The 18420-nt window shown below is 68.9% G+C and carries 15 protein-coding genes and 1 pseudogene; 8 read left to right on the top strand and 8 right to left on the bottom strand.

What is annotated here, in order from left to right; all coding sequences use genetic code 11:
* The coding region (locus ABZY91_RS31570) for an ABC transporter permease (RefSeq protein WP_355406347.1) at window positions 1-519 on the top strand (519 nt) is incomplete at its 5' end.
* Window positions 520-1377: 858 nt separating this feature from the next.
* On the opposite strand, the gene ABZY91_RS31575 is transcribed toward ABZY91_RS31570, so the two are convergent.
* The 3 genes from ABZY91_RS31575 to ABZY91_RS31585 form a co-directional block, all read right to left on the bottom strand.
* Complete coding sequence (locus tag ABZY91_RS31575) at window positions 1378-1878, bottom strand: hypothetical protein (RefSeq protein ID WP_355406349.1); 501 nt, start codon at window positions 1876-1878, stop codon at window positions 1378-1380.
* 429 nt (window positions 1879-2307) lie between these two features.
* Window positions 2308-4233 (bottom strand): beta-galactosidase, encoded by a 1926-nt coding sequence (locus ABZY91_RS31580; protein WP_355406351.1) that lies wholly within the window; start codon window positions 4231-4233, stop codon window positions 2308-2310.
* Between the two features lie 523 nt (window positions 4234-4756).
* Window positions 4757-5935, bottom strand: a complete 1179-nt coding sequence (locus ABZY91_RS31585; protein ID WP_355406353.1) for a peptidoglycan bridge formation glycyltransferase FemA/FemB family protein — start codon at window positions 5933-5935, stop codon at window positions 4757-4759.
* Between the two features lie 223 nt (window positions 5936-6158).
* Between ABZY91_RS31585 and murJ the strand changes: the two genes are divergently transcribed.
* The 4 genes and pseudogenes from murJ to ABZY91_RS31605 all read left to right on the top strand — a co-directional run.
* A complete protein-coding gene (gene murJ, locus ABZY91_RS31590) occupies window positions 6159-7781 on the top strand; it encodes a murein biosynthesis integral membrane protein MurJ (RefSeq protein WP_355406391.1) in 1623 nt (540 codons plus the stop codon).
* Complete coding sequence (locus tag ABZY91_RS31595) at window positions 7778-8353, top strand: SigE family RNA polymerase sigma factor (protein ID WP_355406355.1); 576 nt, start codon at window positions 7778-7780, stop codon at window positions 8351-8353. The genes murJ and ABZY91_RS31595 overlap by 4 nt, the downstream gene beginning before the upstream one ends.
* On the top strand, window positions 8346-9200 hold the full coding sequence (locus tag ABZY91_RS31600) for a hypothetical protein (RefSeq protein ID WP_355406357.1): 855 nt from the start codon (window positions 8346-8348) through the stop codon (window positions 9198-9200). The genes ABZY91_RS31595 and ABZY91_RS31600 overlap by 8 nt, the downstream gene beginning before the upstream one ends.
* Window positions 9200-9634: pseudogene (locus tag ABZY91_RS31605) on the top strand (pyridoxal-phosphate dependent enzyme); the annotation flags it as partial. The gene ABZY91_RS31600 and the pseudogene ABZY91_RS31605, both read left to right, overlap by 1 nt.
* 456 nt (window positions 9635-10090) lie before the next feature.
* Here the strand turns inward: ABZY91_RS31605 and ABZY91_RS31610 are convergent.
* The 3 genes from ABZY91_RS31610 to ABZY91_RS31620 form a co-directional block, all read right to left on the bottom strand.
* Window positions 10091-10732, bottom strand: coding sequence for a DUF305 domain-containing protein (locus ABZY91_RS31610; RefSeq protein ID WP_355406359.1), 642 nt, complete (start codon window positions 10730-10732; stop codon window positions 10091-10093).
* A gap of 91 nt (window positions 10733-10823) precedes the next feature.
* Window positions 10824-11231, bottom strand: a complete 408-nt coding sequence (locus tag ABZY91_RS31615) for a DUF6153 family protein (protein ID WP_355406361.1) — start codon at window positions 11229-11231, stop codon at window positions 10824-10826.
* A 182-nt stretch (window positions 11232-11413) separates the two neighbouring features.
* A complete protein-coding gene (locus ABZY91_RS31620) occupies window positions 11414-11599 on the bottom strand; it encodes an IS3 family transposase (protein ID WP_355406363.1) in 186 nt (61 codons plus the stop codon).
* A gap of 912 nt (window positions 11600-12511) precedes the next feature.
* Between ABZY91_RS31620 and ABZY91_RS31625 the strand changes: the two genes are divergently transcribed.
* On the top strand, window positions 12512-13543 hold the full coding sequence (locus ABZY91_RS31625) for a helix-turn-helix domain-containing protein (protein ID WP_355406365.1): 1032 nt from the start codon (window positions 12512-12514) through the stop codon (window positions 13541-13543).
* Between the two features lie 150 nt (window positions 13544-13693).
* A protein-coding gene (locus ABZY91_RS31630; protein ID WP_355406393.1) for an IS5 family transposase occupies window positions 13694-14490 on the top strand; the annotation gives its coding sequence in 2 pieces (ribosomal slippage) (window positions 13694-14030 and window positions 14030-14490; 798 coding nt in all).
* A gap of 131 nt (window positions 14491-14621) precedes the next feature.
* On the opposite strand, the gene ABZY91_RS31635 is transcribed toward ABZY91_RS31630, so the two are convergent.
* Window positions 14622-16217 (bottom strand): alpha/beta hydrolase, encoded by a 1596-nt coding sequence (locus ABZY91_RS31635; protein ID WP_355406367.1) that lies wholly within the window; start codon window positions 16215-16217, stop codon window positions 14622-14624.
* A 337-nt stretch (window positions 16218-16554) separates the two neighbouring features.
* Between ABZY91_RS31635 and ABZY91_RS31640 the strand changes: the two genes are divergently transcribed.
* Entirely contained in the window at window positions 16555-16677 is a 123-nt protein-coding gene (locus ABZY91_RS31640; RefSeq protein ID WP_355406369.1) for a hypothetical protein, read from the top strand.
* Window positions 16678-17274: 597 nt separating this feature from the next.
* Here ABZY91_RS31640 and ABZY91_RS31645 read toward each other — a convergent pair.
* Window positions 17275-18339: a 2-aminoethylphosphonate ABC transporter substrate-binding protein gene (locus ABZY91_RS31645; protein WP_355406371.1), complete on the bottom strand. Its 1065-nt coding sequence runs from the start codon at window positions 18337-18339 to the stop codon at window positions 17275-17277.
* Window positions 18340-18420 lie beyond the last annotated feature (81 nt).

An 18420-nucleotide genomic window follows, 5' to 3' on the forward strand; every position in this document is an offset into this window, starting at 1 on the left:
CTCTTCGTCTTCCTCGGCCGCGGCAAGATCGCCGGCCTCCCCGTCATGGTCTGGATCCTCATCCTCACCGCCGCCGCCGTCCACATCCTCCTCAAATACACCGACATCGGCCGCAACCTCTACGCCATCGGCGGCAACGACACCGCAGCCCGCCTCGCCGGCATCAACATCAACAAATACCTCATCGCCGTCTACGCCCTCATCGGCACCGTCGCCGCCCTCGCCGGCATCCTCCTCACCGCCCGCACCGGCAGCGGCCAACCCGTCTCCGGCAGCGAAGGCCTGGAGCTGAAGGCCATCACCGCCGCCGCCCTCGGCGGCGCCGCCCTCAAGGGCGGCAAGGGCGGCATCGGCGGCACCCTCCTCGCCGTCGCCCTCCTCGGCTGCCTCGAAAACGGCCTCACCGTCCAGGGCATCAACTCCTTCTGGCAGAACGTCGCCCAAGGCGCCCTCCTCGTCGCCGCCGTCGTCATCCAACAACGCCGCAACGGCGAACGCGCCGTCGGACTCCCCGCCTAGTACGAAAATCCCCCGCTCGTAGCCCGTTCTCCCAGGTCATGCAGCCCCAAAGGATTGGAGTGGCACTTGAGGGCCGAGTTGGTTCTCCTGGCAAGGCACCGCCCCGCCCCCAATCCTCGGTGCAGGCGAAACGACCTGCCGTGCCACGAACGCCCCCGGGGGCCTCCGGAAGAACGGGCCGCATCCACCGACTGCCGTGGCCCGAGGCGGTCGCTGCCGCCGCTCGCAAGGCATCACGGGCGGCGCCCTTCACCTCACAGGAACGCGGGGAGTGTCGAACTCGCTCGGGCCGCCCGCTCACGAGCCACTGGTCCAGCTACTCCACCGGCAGACCTCAGAGCCAGCCGTACCCCCGAACAGGTAGTGGGCGGGCCTCGGCCACTCCGGGCTGACCCGCACACCTCCCGTACCCCACCCAGCCCATCCAGTATCTGAAAGGACTCCCCCATCCGCCGTCTTTGGCCGCTTGTCGCCGCTGTCATTCTCAGCTTCCTGCCACAGGGCCTCCTGGCGGGACCGGCCCAAGCTCGCCAACCTCTACGTCATGGTGTCGCCCACCGAACTGACCGGGCACACCGTCACCGACATCGAAGCCGACCCGAGGGTGAGGACGTCCGCATCACGGGCTCCGTACCGACGAAACTGACACTGCCTGTGAACGCTGCCGGCCGGTACGTCCGGGTCCAGCTCGCCGGCACCGACCGCCTGACCCTGGCAGAGGTCCAGGTCGACGTCGCGGTCACGGCCGACAGGTGACACCGCAAGGTGACCCATGCCGGGACCGGCGACGTCATCGACGCGCGCCCACCTGTTGGGAGGCGGCCGGGTGGCCGCCTCCCAACAGGTGGGGTGCGCAGCTCAGGGGAAGGTCACCTCGTAGTTGCCGTTCTTGAGCGTGAAGTGGGCGACGCCGGTGACGCCCTCGTAGGCGTAGTTGCCCCCGGTGATCGTGCCGTCGAACTCCTTGGCGGCCCCGTCGCCGAGGGGCACGACCACGGACAGGGTGACCTGCTTCTCCGGGCCGAACTTGAGCAGGCTGGTGCAGTACAGCTGGTCAGGGCCGGCCTCGACCTTGCTGCAGGTGGAGTAGATCGTGCCGATGGTGTTCTCGCCGTACTGGTCGAGGAGTGGTGTCCGGGTGCCGAAGGAGTTGCCCAACTCCTGCGGCACTCCGCCCTGGGCGGTGGTGTACCCGCTGCTGCTGATGGTGACCCACGGGATCGACACAGCCCGGTGGTGCGCTCCGCCCGGGTTCTGACCGTCCGCCAGGGCCGGCGCACTGAACGCGGCGGCCGCGCCGAGCGCCGTCCCGGCTAGGACGAGGGCGAGCGTGCGCTTGGTGCGCAGAGCATGGTGCATTGGCGTTCTCCTCGGACACGGCGGGCTCTCTGCCCGCATCCGAGGGGTAGTCGAGCACACCGGGGCCAGCTGGCGCGGTGCCCGCAGGTGTCCTCTCGCAGGGTGACTGAGGCAGCCGCTTCTCCTTGGGATGCAAGCGAATGAGTCGCCTGCAGACCTCGTACGGCTGGGCCGTCCGTGTGGTCGCGGCCCTCACTCGAACGCCCGCGAGATTCACCCGAAATGCTCCCTCCGACGCTCGATGCACCGTCACCCGAGGTGCCGTCTCCCACGCTCATGAGGGGCCTCGCGACAGTTCACCCTGACGCGCCGAAGTCAGTCACGGGCATGCCGGTCAGATGAGCGAGAACCTCACCATCGAGGGCAACGAGTTCCGCACGGACCCGGCCACGGGGCGCAGTACGGCCGGGTTCGCCGACTTCGTCCAGATCAGACGCCGGGACCGGAAAGCGAGGCCTGCAAAGTGATGGGCCGTGGGGTTGTCTGGTGCTGGTCGAAGATCAGTACCTCGTTCACCCCCTGCCTGAGCCAGGGTGCCGGGCAGTAGAGCCGTCGCTGCGGACCGATGTCCCAGTATCGTCCAAGGTTGCGGCCATTGACCCAGACCACGCCCTTGGTCCAGTTCGACAGGTCGAGGTACGTGTCGGCGACGGTGGCTAGCTCTACCAGGGCGCGGAAGAAGATGCCGGGTCGTTGCGGGTCGCTCACCTTCGGGGTGAGGCCGGCGATGAAGGCGTCGTCCATCGGTAGGCAGGTGGTCTGCCATTCCGTCAGCGGCGCGGAGTCCGCCAGTGTCACGGTGTGCAGAATGCCCTTCCGGTCGACCAGCGCGCGCCCGTAGTTGGTCCGCCCCATGCCCTCGACCAGGATATCCAGGCGTGTCGGGCTGCCGATCCCGCTCGACGGGGGGAGAACGAGCGCGTCATCGCCGGTGGCGATGTTGAGTGCGCCGGCGATGTCCGTAGGCAGGCTCTGTCGGCAGAATCCGCCCTGGTAGCTGCCGTTGAGGAAGATGGTGGCGTAGTCATGAACGTGCCGGATGGCGAGCCTGCCGCCACTGTAGCCACTGAGCTGTTTGCTGTAGAGGATGAAGCCGAAGTTCTGGTCGTACGTCTCCATCGGCTGAGGGTGCACCGTTCGGGCGGCGGGAAGCGCGGCTGGCAGATTGTCCCAGAGTGAGGCGTGAGCGACCGGCATCAGGTCGGGGCCACCGGCTCGGGTGAGGGTGGGAACGGCGGTGGGCACGTCGGGTAGTGGGCTGCCGAGGTAGCCCGCGATCAGGTTGCGGTACCTGGTGTACCGCGCTGTCACTGCTCCCTGTTCCGAGATGGGTGCGCAATAGTCATAACTGGTGATGCTTGTCTGGTAGTTACCGGAGTCATCGTCCGCGTTGGCCCCTGCGAAGAAGCCGAAGTTGGTGCCACCGTGGATCACGTAGAGATTGAAGGACAGTCCCAAGTCCATGCAGCCCCTGATGGTGGACGAGACGTCGTTCCCTGCCCCCTGGAAGGTGCTGTCACCCCAGCGGGTCAACCAGCCCGGGTACACCTCGCCGGCCATCACGGGCACCGCAGGAAAGCTTCGCCGAGCCTTCGCGATCGCGGTGGCGTCGCCACCACTGATCGCGATCGCGCCACCGCTGACCACGGTCCTGTTGCCCTGTACCTGACCGAGACCATCCTCGGTGTAGAAAGGGCCGTGGATGCCTTTCCTGAGCCAGAGTTGGCGCAGCTCCTCCAGGTACTCCGTGTCGTTTCCGTAGGAGCCGTACTCGTTCTCGATCTGGATCATCAGGATCGGACCGCCGTTGTCGATCATCAGTGGCCGGACCCTGGGGATCAGGGCATCGTGGTAACGGGTGACGGCGGCCATGTAGTTGGGGTCGTCGGCGGACTTCACCCGCAGCCTGATGTCCTGGTTCTTGAGCAGGTAGGACGGCATCCCGCCGAGATCCCACTCCGCACAGACGTATGGCCCTGGCCGCAGAAGTACCCACAGGCCTTCCTGTTGGCAGAGCCTGATGAAGGACTCGATGTTGCGTCGATCCGTGCTGAAGTCGAAGACGCCTGGGGCTTCCTCGATGTGGTTCCACATGGTGTAGATCGAGATCGTGTTCATCCCCATCGCCTTGGCCAGCTGGACACGGTGGCGCCAATACTCGACCGGGATCCGCGCGGGGTGCATCTCACCGCTGCGGATCTGGAACGGGGCACCGTCCAGGAGGAAGGCCGTGCCGTCGGGGGCGAAGGTGAATCGGCCGGAGGAAGCGCTCGCGGCGTTGCCGACGGTGGAGCCCGTGACCGCCGAGGCGGCGGCGCTTAACACGCTGATGGAAAGGAAGCGTCGACGGTTCACGTCACTCCTCGTTTGGATTGCTCCGGGCGGATCGGACTGTGTTGCCGCCCGCAACAGTTAAGCCTGGGAGTCCGACACTTTCAATCACTTCCAGTAATGATATTTGTTCAAACCTGTGTGAAGTGGCTGAATATCAAACATCTGCGAACATCGTCTTGACTTGTCGGTGGGGTTCGGCGCTGGGTGAGGCCCTGGTGGGCGGCCAAGGGTCCAACCGGCAGCGCTCTTGCCGGGACGGCCGTTAGATCAAGCGAGCTTGGCCGACCTTCGACCGCCGAGGACTTCAACGCGGGGTTGCCGGTAGAGGTGGCAGGTCGGCGCCGATCACGCATCCCGACGAGGACGAGCCCAAGTCGGATCCGGATCCCGTGCAGCCGGCGGAGGCGCGGGATCACCGCGCACTCCGCCCGATGTGGGACCAACAGCCGGGGTGGGCCGCAAAAAGACCTACTAGTCTACTAAATTGTTTAGCACTAGGAGCTAAGGTGGCCCCATGACCGATCCGCATGCCCCTCGGCCAGCCTCAGCGCCGGGAGAGATACGCCTGCACGACTCGGTGCAGCGTCTTGTTGACAGCACCCTGCAGCGGCAGCTCCCACTCGCCGAGTGTCTCGACGACCTCACCTCCGGTGCCGAGCTTCCAACGCATCAGCCCGAAGGCGCGCTCCTGCGGATCCAGAGTCGCGGGCACACCGCGCATGTCGTACACCGGCGCGCCCAGGGTGTGCGCGTCCCGGATCATCCGCCACTGCAAGGCGTTGCTCGGCCGTACTTCACGACGGTGATCGGCGGAAGCCCCCGTCTGGTACCAGACGCGCCGTCCCGCCACGATCATGGTGTGGGCGGCGAGCACCTCATCCGCATGCCGTGCGAGATACAGCCTCATACGGTCCGGTTCCTCCGCATTCAGCTCCCTGTACTGCCGCTGGAAGTAGTCCAGCGACCGTCCCAGCCGGAAGCCGTCTCGCCGCTCGGTGACCTGCAGCAGCTCGTAGAAGGTCGCCACGTCGTCGCCCGCGCCCAGGAAGGTCTCGACCCCGGCTTTCAATGCCTTCTTGATGTTGCGCCGCCACTCCTGGTTCAGGCCGGACCACAGGTCGTCGGTGCTACGGCCGGCCAGTGGCACCTCGAAGACGTAGCGGGGTTGGGCATCGCCGGCACTGCCCTCCTCTCCACAGCGTCGCCATCCGGCGTTCCGGAGCCGGTCGCCCACTGCCGCACCCACCGGATCCACGAGATCCGGCACTACGTCCTCGACCCGGCGCCCCGGTCCCACGGCCGTCTTGAGCGTCGACGCATGCCAGCGCCGGTACGGCAGCGGCGGACCCATGCGTACGGCGAACGCCCCTGCGGAGCGCAAATGCTCCAGCAACAGCTGGAGCACGTCCGTCAACCTGGGATCGGTCCAGTCCAGCTGAGGCCCCTCCGGCAGATACGCGAAGTAGCGACGGGTGCCCGGCAGCGGCCGGTACAGCACCTGGGCGGCACCGTGCTGGCGGCCCGAACCGTCGAACCAGCCGAGCCGCTCCGCCGTCCAGCCTTCCTTGACAGCCGCCCAGGACGGCAGCTGCAGAAAGCTCACCTGATCCACCGATGTGAGCCCACTGAGGTTACTGAGGTATCCACGGTGCTGCTCGGCGGTCGTGCGCACTATCTCGAAACCGCTGGTGCGTTCAGTCATCTGCGCCTCGGCCACGGCCATGTCGGAACCTCCTCAATCCGTTCCACGCTCCTCCGGCGGGAGGGCGGCGGGAAGGGCCCGCCTACCTCTTGCACGCCTGGCCGTGCTGTCGTGTGGCAGGAACTTTCTTGCCGCTTCCGGTTGGCCTGCTGAGGGGCGGGACGTGACGACGCCGGAGCGGACGGAGTCCGCAGACAAGACGCCAGCACAGGCCCGGACCGGTCGGCTCAGTGGCGGCACAGTGATGATGCTCGGGTCGCTCGCGTCGCGGATCACCGGCTTCGTGCGCAGCGCGGTCATCGTCGCCGTGCTGGGAACGGCGCTGCTCGGAGATGCCCACAACGTCGCCAACACCGTGCCGAACATCGTCTACATCCTGCTGATCGGCGGGGCGCTGAATTCGGTGTTCGTGCCGGAGCTGGTTCGTGCCGCGAACGAGCATGCGGACGGCGGCGTCGCCTACACCGACAGGCTGATCACCCTGTGCCTCGCGGCGCTGACTGCGATCACCGCAGTGGCCGTGCTCGCTGCGCCCTGGATCGTCGCCGCGTACACGGACTACACGGGTGCGCAGCGAGAGCTGACCATCACCCTGGCCCGCTACTGCCTGCCTCAGATCCTCTTCTATGGCGTGTTCACGGTGCTCGGCCAGGTACTCAACGCGCGCGACCGGTTCGGCGCGATGATGTGGACCCCGGTGCTCAACAATGTCGTCGTCATCGCCGTCTTCGGCTTGTACCTGGCCGTGGCGGTCGGGGCGAGATCAGCGGGCGACGTGAGTGAGGCCCAGTTGCTCCTCCTCGGCGTCGGTAGCACCGCCGGGATCGCCGTCCAGGCGATGGCCCTGCTGCCTTCCTTGCGCGCAGCCGGATTCCGCTGGCGCCCGAGTTTCGACTGGCGTGGGTCGGGCCTCGGCCGGCCGCTGCGGGCCGCCGTGTGGACGCTGCTGCTCGTCCTGGCGAACCAGCTGGCCTACTGGGTGGTGACGCGACTGACCACGACCACCGGGGTGCGGGCGGTTGCCGATGGGGTCATCGAAGGCGTGGGCTACACCGCGTACAGCAGCGCCTACCAACTGTGGGTGGTGCCCCAGGGCATCATCACGGTGTCCCTGGTCACCGCCCTGCTGCCGCGGATGAGCCGGGCCGCCGCCGACGGCGACACGGCCGCAGTGAGCTCGGATCTGTCCCGAGGACTGCGGACGACGGCGGTCGCGATCGTCCCCGCTGCCGCGGTCTTCCTGGCGCTCGCGCCGCAGCTGACCGGCGTGGCCTATCAGTACGGGCAGGTCAGCGAGGCCGATTCACAGGCGATCGGCCGGGTACTGGTGGCGTTCGCTCCGGGCTTGGCGGCATTCTCCGCCCAGTACGTGCTCTCTCGCGGCTTCTACGCACTGGGCGACACCCGGACCCCGTTCCTGTTGACGCTGGTCATCGCCGGGACCAACGCGGCCCTCTCGTCCGCCGCATACGTCCTGCTGCCACCGCACTGGGCCGTCGTCGGAATCGCCGGTGCCTACGCGGCTGCCTGCACGACAGGCCTGTACTGCACGGGTCGGGCGTTGAGACGTCGACTGGGGCGCCCCTTCAACGGCGTGTTCGGCACTCATGTACGCATCGCCGTCGCGTGCCTGCCCGGAGCGATCGTGGCCTACGTAGGGAGCCGATGGCTCACGGAACGCATGGGGCACGGACTCACAGGCGACGCCGCGGGCCTGCTGCTGGGCACGAGCATCATCGCCGTGTCCGTTCTGACCCTCGCCCGGCCCCTGCGCCTCACCGAGGTCGATGAACTGGTCGCCCCCCTGACACGGCGCTTGCGCCCGCACGGCCGGCACCGCGACGAGCCGCGGAACCCCGGCCCGTGAACGAACAGCCCGAGCAGAACAGGCAAAGGGACTTCGAGCGCTTCTACGCCGAAAGCGCCCAGCGGCTGGTGGCTGTCGTATACGCGGTGACCGGCGACGTCGGCGAGGCGGAGGACGCGGTCCAGGAGGCGTACGCCCGGGCATGGCCGCGGTGGGAACACCTGGCGGCTCACGGCGATCCCACACCATGGGTACGTACGGTCGCCCTGCGACTCGCGGTCAGTTCCTGGCGCAGGACCCGCAACCGGCTCCGCGCTCACTTCCGGCACGGGCCGCCACCCGACCTCCCCGGGCTCGCCCCCGACCACGTCGCACTCGTCGCGGCGCTGCGTCGGCTCGGTCCGGAGCAGCGTCGTGCCATCGTGCTGCACCACTTGCTGGATCTCCCGGTGGAGGAGGTCGCCCGGCAGACCGGGTCGACGAACGCGGCGGTACGCTCGCGACTCATGCGCGCCCGCCGCATCCTCAACACCCATCTCACCGAGACCGCATATACGACCGAGCCACTCAGCAGTGGCCCCACGGCGATTGCGTCGTACAAGCCACGGCAGGAGGCCTACCCGCATGAGTGACGGCTTTCGCCCGCTCCAGCAGGACGAACTAGGCGCCCAGCTACGCGGATTCGTCGATGGCGCCGAACCCATCATCGCCCTCCGCACAGGGGTAACCGATGTGCAGGACCGAGTACGCCGCCATCGGACACGCCGCCGAGCCGGGGCAGCCACACTCGCCGCGGCAGCCCTGGTCTCCGCCGGCTTGTGGGGACTTCCGCGATCGCTGGGCGACGCGCCCACCGAGCAAGCCGGACAGACCAGCCCCGAACTCGTGTCGGCCGCAGCGATCCTTCCGTCCCCCGCCGCCGGACGTGGACTCCCCCGTACCGATCTGCTGTCGCCCGCCGCCCTGCCTTGGAACAGCACCTACCACTGGCAAACGAGCGACACCGGCGTCGGATCCGCTGCTCCTCTGCCCACAGGAGGGACACACGCCTGCGCTCTTCCCTGGTTCGGCGGTACCGGCGCAGAAGCAGAGATCACGCGCACTTACCAGGGAAGCAGCGATGCGAGTGCGCAACACCGCATCGTCGCATTCGCCGACAACGGCGCCGCCCGGCATGTCGCCGGCGAGCTCGCCGAAGCCCTGCGCAAGTGCGGCTGGCAGCAGACCCGGGTCGCCGGAAACGCCCTCTCCAGCCCCTCCGCACTCCTGCTGTACGAGTACGTCCTCACGGCCGGCCCGGGTGCCCCGCTGCGTGTGACGCTAGTGCAGTCCGACCATCGGGTGGCCGTCCTCGTGCTCGCGACCCGGCGAGTCGCCGATCACGCCCATCCGGACCCGAAGACCGAGCACTGTCTCGAAGAAGCAGTGAAATCCACGCAGCCACATGGACCTCCCGTCTTCGGGGCGGGGCACTGCTGATGGAGGGAGGAGCTATGCACGACACCCCCACCCGCGCCGCCCTGTCCGGGCTCGCGGGTAACACCCCGCTGCTTCGGATCTCAGAACCTCTCGCTCCGTCGGGACGCGGCTTCCGGGCCAAGCTGGAGGGCTTCAACCCCGGCGGCATCAAGGACCGCCCCGGCCTGCACATGGTCGAACGGGCCCGCGCCCGCGGCGACCTCAAGCCGGGGGCCCGGATCATCGAGTCAACCAGCGGCACCCCCGGTCTGGGCCTGGCCCTGGCCGGCCTGATCCACGGACACCAGGTCACCCTGGTCACCGAACCGTACACACCGCTGGATCTCGAACTGGCTACCGAGCCGGGGCACATCGATGTCCTGGTGTGCAGCGTGGGCACGGGTGGGCACTGCGCGGGCGTCTCCCGGGTACTGCGGCAGCTCTACCCCGACCTGCACGGGTCCGTCCGCTGACCTCCGGTCCACGACCGACCCTAAGGAGCTGGTGGTCACCGGTAACGGCCGGGCCTGGAGCATCTCGACCCCTGACCCGCAAGCACTGGCTGAAACGCTGGCAGCACGGCCGCACGAATGGCATCAACTGCCCGCCGCCATCGCGGACCACCTGCTTCTCGCTCGCGCCTGGTCGGTGCCCGATCTCCCCGGCGCCGTGCGGCATGTACACGACGCGGACCAGGCGACTGCGGCCGTGGCCGCGCCCGGGGCGGGACCGCACTCCTGCTCCCCGCTGTCGCCGAGGACACCGCGAGGAGACTCGCAGCGAAGGGGTACTCCTCCCCCGCAAATCAACCTCGTTCGGCCCGAAGCCGGTTGCGGGACTGGCCATGCGAGTCCTCGCGTCCATGCGGCGCGGCCGACGGAGTGCCCCGTCTGCCGCGCCGCTGCAACGGCTCAACTCATGTCGAGCATCTTCTTCATCTGCTCGATCTCGGCCGTCTGCGCCTTGATCACCTCGTCGGCCAGCTTCTTGGCGAGCTCGTACTTGCCGCCCATCTTCTCGGCCTTGGCCATCTCGATGGCGCCCTCGTGATGCTTGATCATCATCTCGGCGAACAGCTTGTCGAACTCGGCACCCGTCGAGCTCTTCAGCTTCTCCATGTCGGCCATGCTCATCATGCCGGGCATGCCGGAGGACATGTCGTGGCCCTGGCCCGACATGTCAGCGGGGACTTCCTCGCCCCACGAGGTGAGCCATCCGGACATGGTCTTGATCTCCGGGTCCTGGGCACTCTTGATCTTCGTAGCCAGGTCCTTGGTCTCGGCGGACGAGGCCCGGGTGTCGGCCAGCACCGCCATCTCCACCGCCTGGCGGTGGTGCTGGATCATGTCCTTGGCGAAGGAGACGTCTGCCGCGTTGCGGTCTCCGGCCTTGGCGGAAGCAGTGGCGGACGGCGGGGAGGTGGTCTGCCCCATCGCTCTCATGTCGTGAGCGCTGTTACCGCCGTTTCCTCCGCAGGCGGCGAGGACGAGGGCCGCCACTCCGGTGCCGGCGACGAGTGCGGTACGACCGATCAGTTTGCGGTGCGCTTTCATGCGGAAACTCCTCGGATTGATCTGTGGAAGGGCATGCCGCATCGCGACGCCGCGCCCGGTACGGGCTCATTCCGGCGGCGCGTGGCCTGTCCTATATCCGCAGGAGTTGCAGCTCCGAGAGAGAGGGAGGTGCCCGGCCCCCGTCTGGACCGTCGGCGCCGACGGTGATCGGTCCCTCTGCAGGCAAGGGAAGACCGATTGCTGTGGGTACGAGGGGCGGAAACACGTGGGCTGCCGCCACGGCGCCGGAGGCACACGTCGGATCGGCATGGTCGGCGGGCTGGTGCTGCCCGGGACAGTCATGGCCGCACTCATGCGGCTCGGCCACGACCACTGCCGCGCGCCCGATCTCCGCATTGCTCGCATGTGCCGCGGCCGGGGCAAGCCCCAGGCCATGCATCCCGAGCAACCCCATGAGAAGGCCGAGGACGAGCAGCCCGCTGGGCCGCAACAGTGGCTGCGGCTTCGCGGGCTTCTCGTTGCGTGCCATCGGCGCCATCGTAAGCACAAGGCACGCGCCCACGGCATGCCGATCGTGTCCGAACAGGAAGGAGGGCCAGTCCGCTCCCGTTCGCACGGTCTGCCTGAGCTTCCCCCGCTGCGCGGGAGGTGTTGATTGGCGGTCCGGGGCGAGGCCGACCGTCGGGTCGCGGCGGGTGAAGGAGCAGGGCCTGCGCGGGCTCACGCCTTACAGGCCGGCCTGGGCACCAGACGCTCGACCCGCTTGCGGCCGACGTGGGCGCCCTCGCGCCGCAGGACGGCATGGACGCGCGGGGAGCCGTAGGTTTCGTCGGAGTCGGCGTGGATCCGACGGATGTGCTCGGTCAGCTCGGCGTCATGGCGCTTGCGCGCGCACGGCTCCGTCACGTCGCGGCGCCATCGGTAGTAGGTGGAGGCGGGGATATGCAGTTCCCGGAGGACGGGCTCGGCCCCGAAGCGGTCCTGGTGCTCGTCGATGAGCCTCAGTACCGTCGCCCGGTCGGGGCGAGCTCCTGGGCGAAAAGGCCGAGGCGGCCTTGAGGATCTCGCACGAACGCCGCAGCTCGGCGTTCTCCTTGCGCAGGGCGGCCAGCTCCTCCTTCTCAACCGCCCTGGGGAGCTTCGCCCCGTACTGCCTGGCGAACACCCTCACCCAGGCCTCGGCGTGCTCGCGGTCCTCGGCGTCGGAGATGTCCTGCAGGGCCTCCTCCGCGGCCGGCTGGGCGGACTTCGGGAGGCTGTCGAGGGCGCCGGCGGCTATGTGCACCCACTCGCTGACCATCAATCGACCACTCGGGAAGGTACGCCTTCCGAGCCCGACCCACAGGTCTTGAGCGTTGCTCGACACCCAGACACCTCCCGGACAGGTACTGGGCTTGGACATCATTCCGTTTCCGTCAATGAATCCATGCTGAAGTTGCCATTGCGGCAGCACTATGACCCTTTGCAGGATGGGATACATAGAAAGCACGGCCGACTTGGCCTTCGTGACAGGAAATCCGCGATCCCCTATGGCAGGGCCATGAATTTGGCAATTTCGCCCCATCCGTGAGTCGGTCCAGAGCGCAAGACGCAAAACGCCCCGTCCGACGCCGGCGGCGGCTCAGCCGGTCTTCTGCAACACCCAGCCCCTGGCGCAGCTCAGCCAGGCGCCTGCCGCCAGTAGGGTTCGGACTGTTCCTCAGCAAAGCGCAGCCGAAGCCCATCATAAGGCCAAGGCCGTGACGAAGAATTCCACAATTTCATGGATCAGCACGGCATCCGAGATCCTGCTACGAGATCCGAGGAGAGCAAGGATTCATGACTGCGACCGACAGGCTCGAACACGCAGTGGAGTTCGCTATTCACATCACCGCCCCGCAAACTCCGGACGATGGATGTGACATCTTTCGGTGCGACCGGGTGGAGCAGCCGGGTCCGGCATATCCGGCTCCTGCATTCGTTCCGGACCGCAGCGGGGAATTTGGAAGCAGCACTCGCGCCGTCACGGTGCTCGGCGCGGTCATCGCCGATGTGCTCCGGACGTCATCCCTGGGGACCTTACGCGGCGTGCCCTTCTGCGAGGAGAACCGGGTGATGATGCATGTGGTGCGGCGCAACGCCTGGCGGTTGGACCAGCGCGGCGTCGGCCGGTTGAACATCTCAGCGGGGACGTTCCTGGTGCACCGCGGCGGCGCTCCCAGCCACGAGGCAGTGCGCGACACCGCAGCAAGCGTGCTCGTCCTGCCGGCCTCGCCGGTCGGTCGGCTCAGGGGCGATCGGCTGATCTCCGGGTCGGCCGACGCCCCGGAGATGCGGATGCCCCTCACCCACGTCCGGATGACCGACGAGACGCTCACCGATCCGGCTCTGTCCGGGTCGCATGCCGGTCGCGACACGCCGATCGAGTTGGGCGGCGGAGTGGTGCCCGGGCAAGCCGACGACTCCACGCCGCGGCTGACGTCCGTCCTGGTGCGTACGGTGAAGGACATCATCGATCGCCGACTGACCGATCCCGACCTCTCCCCCGCGGCGCTGGCCCGTGCTCTCAACATCTCCGTGCGCACCCTGCATCGGGCGTTCGCGACCGCCGCTGCGGACCATTCGGGTATCAAGGACGGGACCGCTGTCGGGAGGGCGGAGACGGTCGCCGGGTACATCCGCGGGCGCCGACTCGAACAGGCGCGGTCCGCCCTGAGCGCCCGGGCCGGGCGGCCCAGCGTAACCGAGGTCGCCGCCCGCTGGCAGTTCGCTGACAGTAGCCACTTCATCCGGGCCTTCAAGCGCCGGTACGGTCAGACTCCGGCCGCATATGCTCGCGACCGTGACCGCGCTGAGCCTCCCGGGGAGTGACTGACCCTTCAAAGTGGCCACCGACCGGGTGACCGCCGGGCAGTCGTGGACGGGAAAGAACGGACAGGCCTCCCGGGCAGTTGAGTGAGACATCCGACGGGCTTAGAAGACATCTCATTTGGGTGGGTTGAGTAGACTCCGAGTGTGCTGATCGTTGAGCGGCTGGTGCCGGATGAGCTGTGGGAGTTGTTCCAGTTGGTCGTGCCGGACGCTCCGGTGCGCCCGCAGGGTGGTGGCCGGCGGCGCCACGGGGATCGCGAGGTGCTGGCGGCGATCGTGTTCGTCGCGACGTCCGGGTGCACCTGGGCCCAACTGCCGCCATGCTTCGGCCCGTCCGGCCCGACCGCCCATCGGCGGTTCACCGAGTGGAGCAGGGCCCGGGTCTGGGCCAAGCTCCACCGGGTGGTCCTGGAGGAGCTCGGCGCGCGAGCTGAGCTGGACTGGTCGAGGTGCGCGGTCGACTCGGTGAACATGAGGGCCCTGAAAAGGGGGAGCTGACAGGTCCGAATCCTGTCGATCGGGGCAAGTACGGGTCGAAGATCCACCTGCTCACCGAACGTACCGGTTTACCCCTCTCGCTCGCGATCTCCGGGGCCAACCTCCACGACAGCCAGGCCCTGATACCGCTTGTCGACGCCATCCCGCCGATCCGCTCACGGCGCGGACCGCGACGCCGCCGTCCCGGCAAGCTGCACGCCGACAAAGCCTACGACCACCGCTTCATCCGCGCCTACCTGCGACGACGGCAGATCCCGGCCCGCATCGCCCGCCGAGGCGTCGAGTCCTCCCAGCGCCTCGGCCGCCACCGTTGGGTGATCGAGCGTACCGTCGCCTGGCTCGGCGGCTTCCGCCGGCTGCACCGCCGCTACGAACGCAAGGCCGACCACTTCGCCGCCTTCGCCAGCATCGCCGCGGCCCTCATCTGCACCCGACGGCTATCCAAATGAGATGTCTTCTTAGGAAGTCAAGCCGCGATGGCCGGTTCGAGCCTTGTGTGAGACCGGGATTCCTCGGTGTTCTCCCGGGCGCGCGGAGGCGGCCTGGCGGACCACCGCCGGGTCCGTCCCCCGGGTTCTTCCTACGGGCGGCGTGAGGGGCGCGGTGACGGGCAGTCGGTGTCGTGGGCGGGGAGGACGCCGTCGAGGAGGTAGCGGTCGACGGCCGCATCCACGCAGGTGTCGCGGGAGGCGAACAGGCCCGCGTAGACGGTGTGGCGGAAGGCCCCGCGCAGGGTCACGAGCCGGGAGCCGGTCAGGGCGCGGTGGGCGGAGAGCTGGCCGGGATAGGTGGCGGCCGGATCGCCGTCGGCGCCGACCAACAGGACAGGGACGGCGTTGCGCACCCGGGTGGGCGGTTCCGCAGGTTCGGCGGGCCAGTAGGTGCAGGGGGTGAGGTTGCGAGTGAGCGGGCCGAACAGCGGCTCGTCCGCGCGGTGGGCCTGGATGTCGCGATAGTAGGCGAGCGGGTCCCGGTTGGCGGCGCGGTCCGCACACATGATCGCGGTCTGCGCGGCGGCGTAGCCTCCGGTGTCGGGGGACGTCAGGCCGGCAAGCACCGCCTCCAGCAGCGCGGTCGGTAGGGCCGGCCGGCCCTCGGCGGCGTCGAGCAGGACGCGCGTCAGGGCGGAGAACTCCTCGTAGGCGGCGTCGTCGTCGCCGGCCGAAACCGTCCACAGCACCTGCGGCAGCGCCCGGGCGTCGACCCGGTGGGCGCCGACCGCCAGCGGGGCGCGTTCGGCGGCCAGGCGCACCCGCTCGACCGAGGCCAGCACCTCGGCGGTGGTCGCGCCCAGGTGGTGGCGGTCGTCGTGGCCGGCCGCCCAGGCGGCCCAGGCGGTGAGTGCGGCCCCCATCGCGGGGCCCTGAGTGGCGGTCAGGTCGGGACCGAAGCGGTCCGGGTCCATGGCGGCGTCGAACACCGCCCGTCCCACCCGGTCGGGGAACAGTTGGAGGTAGACCTCGCCGAGGTAGCTCCCGTAGGACGAGCCGAGGTAGGCGATCGTCGGCTCGCCGAGGACGGCGCGCACCAGGTCCAGGTCCCGGGCGGTGTTGCGGGTGGAGGCGTGCGGCAGCACGGCGCGGTAGGGGGCGCAGCGGGCCGCGAGGTCCTTGGCGAGTTCGGCGGCCCGCTCGAAGCCCAGCCGGTCGGGGCCGGCCGCGCCGGGGCCGGCCGTCGGCCAGCCGCAGTCGAGGGGGGTGCTGGCGCCGACGAAACGCGGGTCCATGCCGACGATGTCGTAGCGGGCGCCGAGGGCGGGGGCGGCCTGCCGCAGGGCGAGGGCGAGAGAGCGGGCGGGGACGCCGGGGCCGCCGGGGTTGTAGAAGAGGGTGCCCAGCCGGTGGGCGGGGTCGGTGGCGGGCAGCCGGGCGAGGGCGATGCTGAGCATGCGTGCGTCGGGGCGGCGGTAGTCGAGGGGTACGGTGACCTCGGTGCAGTGGGCGCCGGCGGCATCGAGGTCGGCGCCCTCGGCGTCGTCCGGGCCGCTCGCGCAGGGGTGCCAGAGCGGCTGCTGGCCGCGCAACGCGGCAAGCGGGTCCGCGGCCCCGGTGGCGGTGGCGGTGGCGGTGGCGGTTCGCGCAGTGGCGCCGAGTGCCGGTGCAGCCGACGCGGTGAGGAGGGTCAGGGTCATGGCCAGCGCCGCCGCAGCGGCGGCCGGCTTGGCGGCGCGGATCACGATCTCTCCCCAGGGGTGCCTCGGCGGGCCGTCGAAGCGACCGTATGCGCCCGCGACGACCGGGCGCGTCCGCCCTCGGTACCGGACACACCCCGCCGAAGTACCCCTGCAAGCCTGCTACTTCAGAACCACCCACGGCCGTGGATACACCACCGACAAGCCGGCGCCCCGACCCCGGCGGGACAACACGCCTGTTCGAGCTGCCGCTCGACCGCTCACCGCAGGCGTTCCAGCGCTTCGCCGGTGGTCACCGAGTGGCTCAGCCGCAGGACGTCCCGGCGGTCGAGGGCGTCGGTGAGAGTGCCGCCGCCCTCGACGAGCGTGGTCGAGTTGGTCCTTGGTGGTCAACCTGCTGACCGCCATCCAGCAGGAGCGCCGGACCGACACCGACCCGATCGCGGCCAGGGCCGCTCACGAGGCCCGCGTCCAGCTTGGTTCTGCCCGGCAGACCACGGTCTGAGTCAGCGTTGGACCGACGCTCCCGGCCGTCTCCTGCGGATCTTCGGGTGGGCCCCGATGAGGCCGCCCGAAGGCCCGGTCCACCAGGGTGACCGCTCGGCGGCCGGGCGGCGACGGCGCTTGTGTACGGCGCGCCGATCTCACCATTCAGTTCTGCCTGAAGAGGATCACGACCTTGGCTTCCAAGTCCCAACGTTCGGGGTGACCAGTACCGCGTTGAGCGCGCGCGTACGGAGACGGCATAGGCCGCCGTCACAGCAATGGGCTGGCCCAGGTGCTTGGCACGCGGTACGGCTTGGATCTTGCCGGCCTTGTCGGGGATGCCGCGTCGACGGGCGCGTTTGAGGGCCGCGCTTGTCTGCGTGGCCGTCGGCTTCGCAGCGGCGACCGGATCAGGTGCTTTGGCCGGCAGCTCCAGGATATCGAGGGCGTCCAGGTCCTCCAACGCCTCCAAATCGGCGGGGAAGTAGTCGAATAGGGCGTGCCGCAGCCGCCGTCAGCGGCCGGATCCGCGTACCGGCTCCGCTCGGACGGGGGCGAAGGGGCGGGGCCGTGTGGCCCCGCCCCTTTCGAGCGCTGTTCCACTGCCCGGGGGGCATCAGCTCCCGGTGGCCCGGTTCCAGGCGTCCGTGTAGCTCTTGAGGTTGGCGTCGATGTCCTTCCAGTCGGGCGCGAATACGTCGACGCCCTTCAGCAGCGCGGCGAGCCTGGCGGCGTCGTCCCCGGTCGCCGGAACGTCGCTGCGGGCCGGGAAGCCGCCGGCGACCGCGCTCACCTGCCCCTGCACCGACTCGGTCAGCAGGAAGTCGAGCAGCATCCGGCCGGAGACGGGGTGCGGGGCCGACTTCACCAGGCCGCCCGCGTAGGGCAGCGCGAAGGTCGAGGGTTTCCCGCCGGGACCTGCGAGGAAGAAGATTCCCTGGTTCGGCATGGACTTCATGCCGGCGTAGTTCATCTGCACGTCGCCGTTCGCGACCAGCAGTTCCCCCTTGTCGACCTTGGCGGCCAGTGCGCCGGTCGACTTGGAGGGGCCCACGTTGTTCTTCTGAAGCTTCCGCAGGAAGTCGGCGGCTCCTTGGATGCCTCCGAAGTCGTGCATGGCCTTGATCAGCACGGCGGTTCCGTCGCCCGCCACGCCGGGTGTCGAGTACTGGAGCTTGCCGCGGAACCCGGCGTCCAGCAGGTCGTTCCAGCTCGCGGGGGGCTCGGGCAGTCGCCTGGTGTTGTGGATGAAGCAGAGGTAGTTGTTGACCACGGTGGTCCAGGCGCCGTCGGCGTCCTTGTCGGCCGCGGGGACGGCGTCCGCCCCAGCCGGGCGGTAGGGGGTGATCAGGCCCTTGCCGACGGCCTGCTGGATGAACGGCGGTACCGTGACGATCACGTCCGCCTTGGTGTTGGACTTCTCCCGCAGCAGTCGCTGGACGATCTCGCCCGAGCCGCCCTCGACGTACTCGACCCTGACGCCGGTCTTCGCGGTGAAGTCCTTGAAGACCTTGTCGTAGAAGCCTTTTCCGTCTTCGGACTTGAGACCGTCCGCGCTGTAGAGCGTGACCACCGAGGAGCCCTGACCGGCGGACGGGCCGCTGCCGGCGCACGCGGCCAGTGATCCGGCGAGGGCCATCACCACCGTGGCTGCGAGGGTTGTTCTGCGCAGTTCCTTCATGGGTCGTGACTCCTTGGGGTATGCGGCGGCGCGGGGCCGCGACGGGTCGGAGCAGGGGAAGAGGGGCCCGGGCGGAGCAGG

This window comes from Kitasatospora sp. NPDC002965, assembly GCF_040611255.1.
GTDB lineage: Bacteria > Actinomycetota > Actinomycetes > Streptomycetales > Streptomycetaceae > Kitasatospora.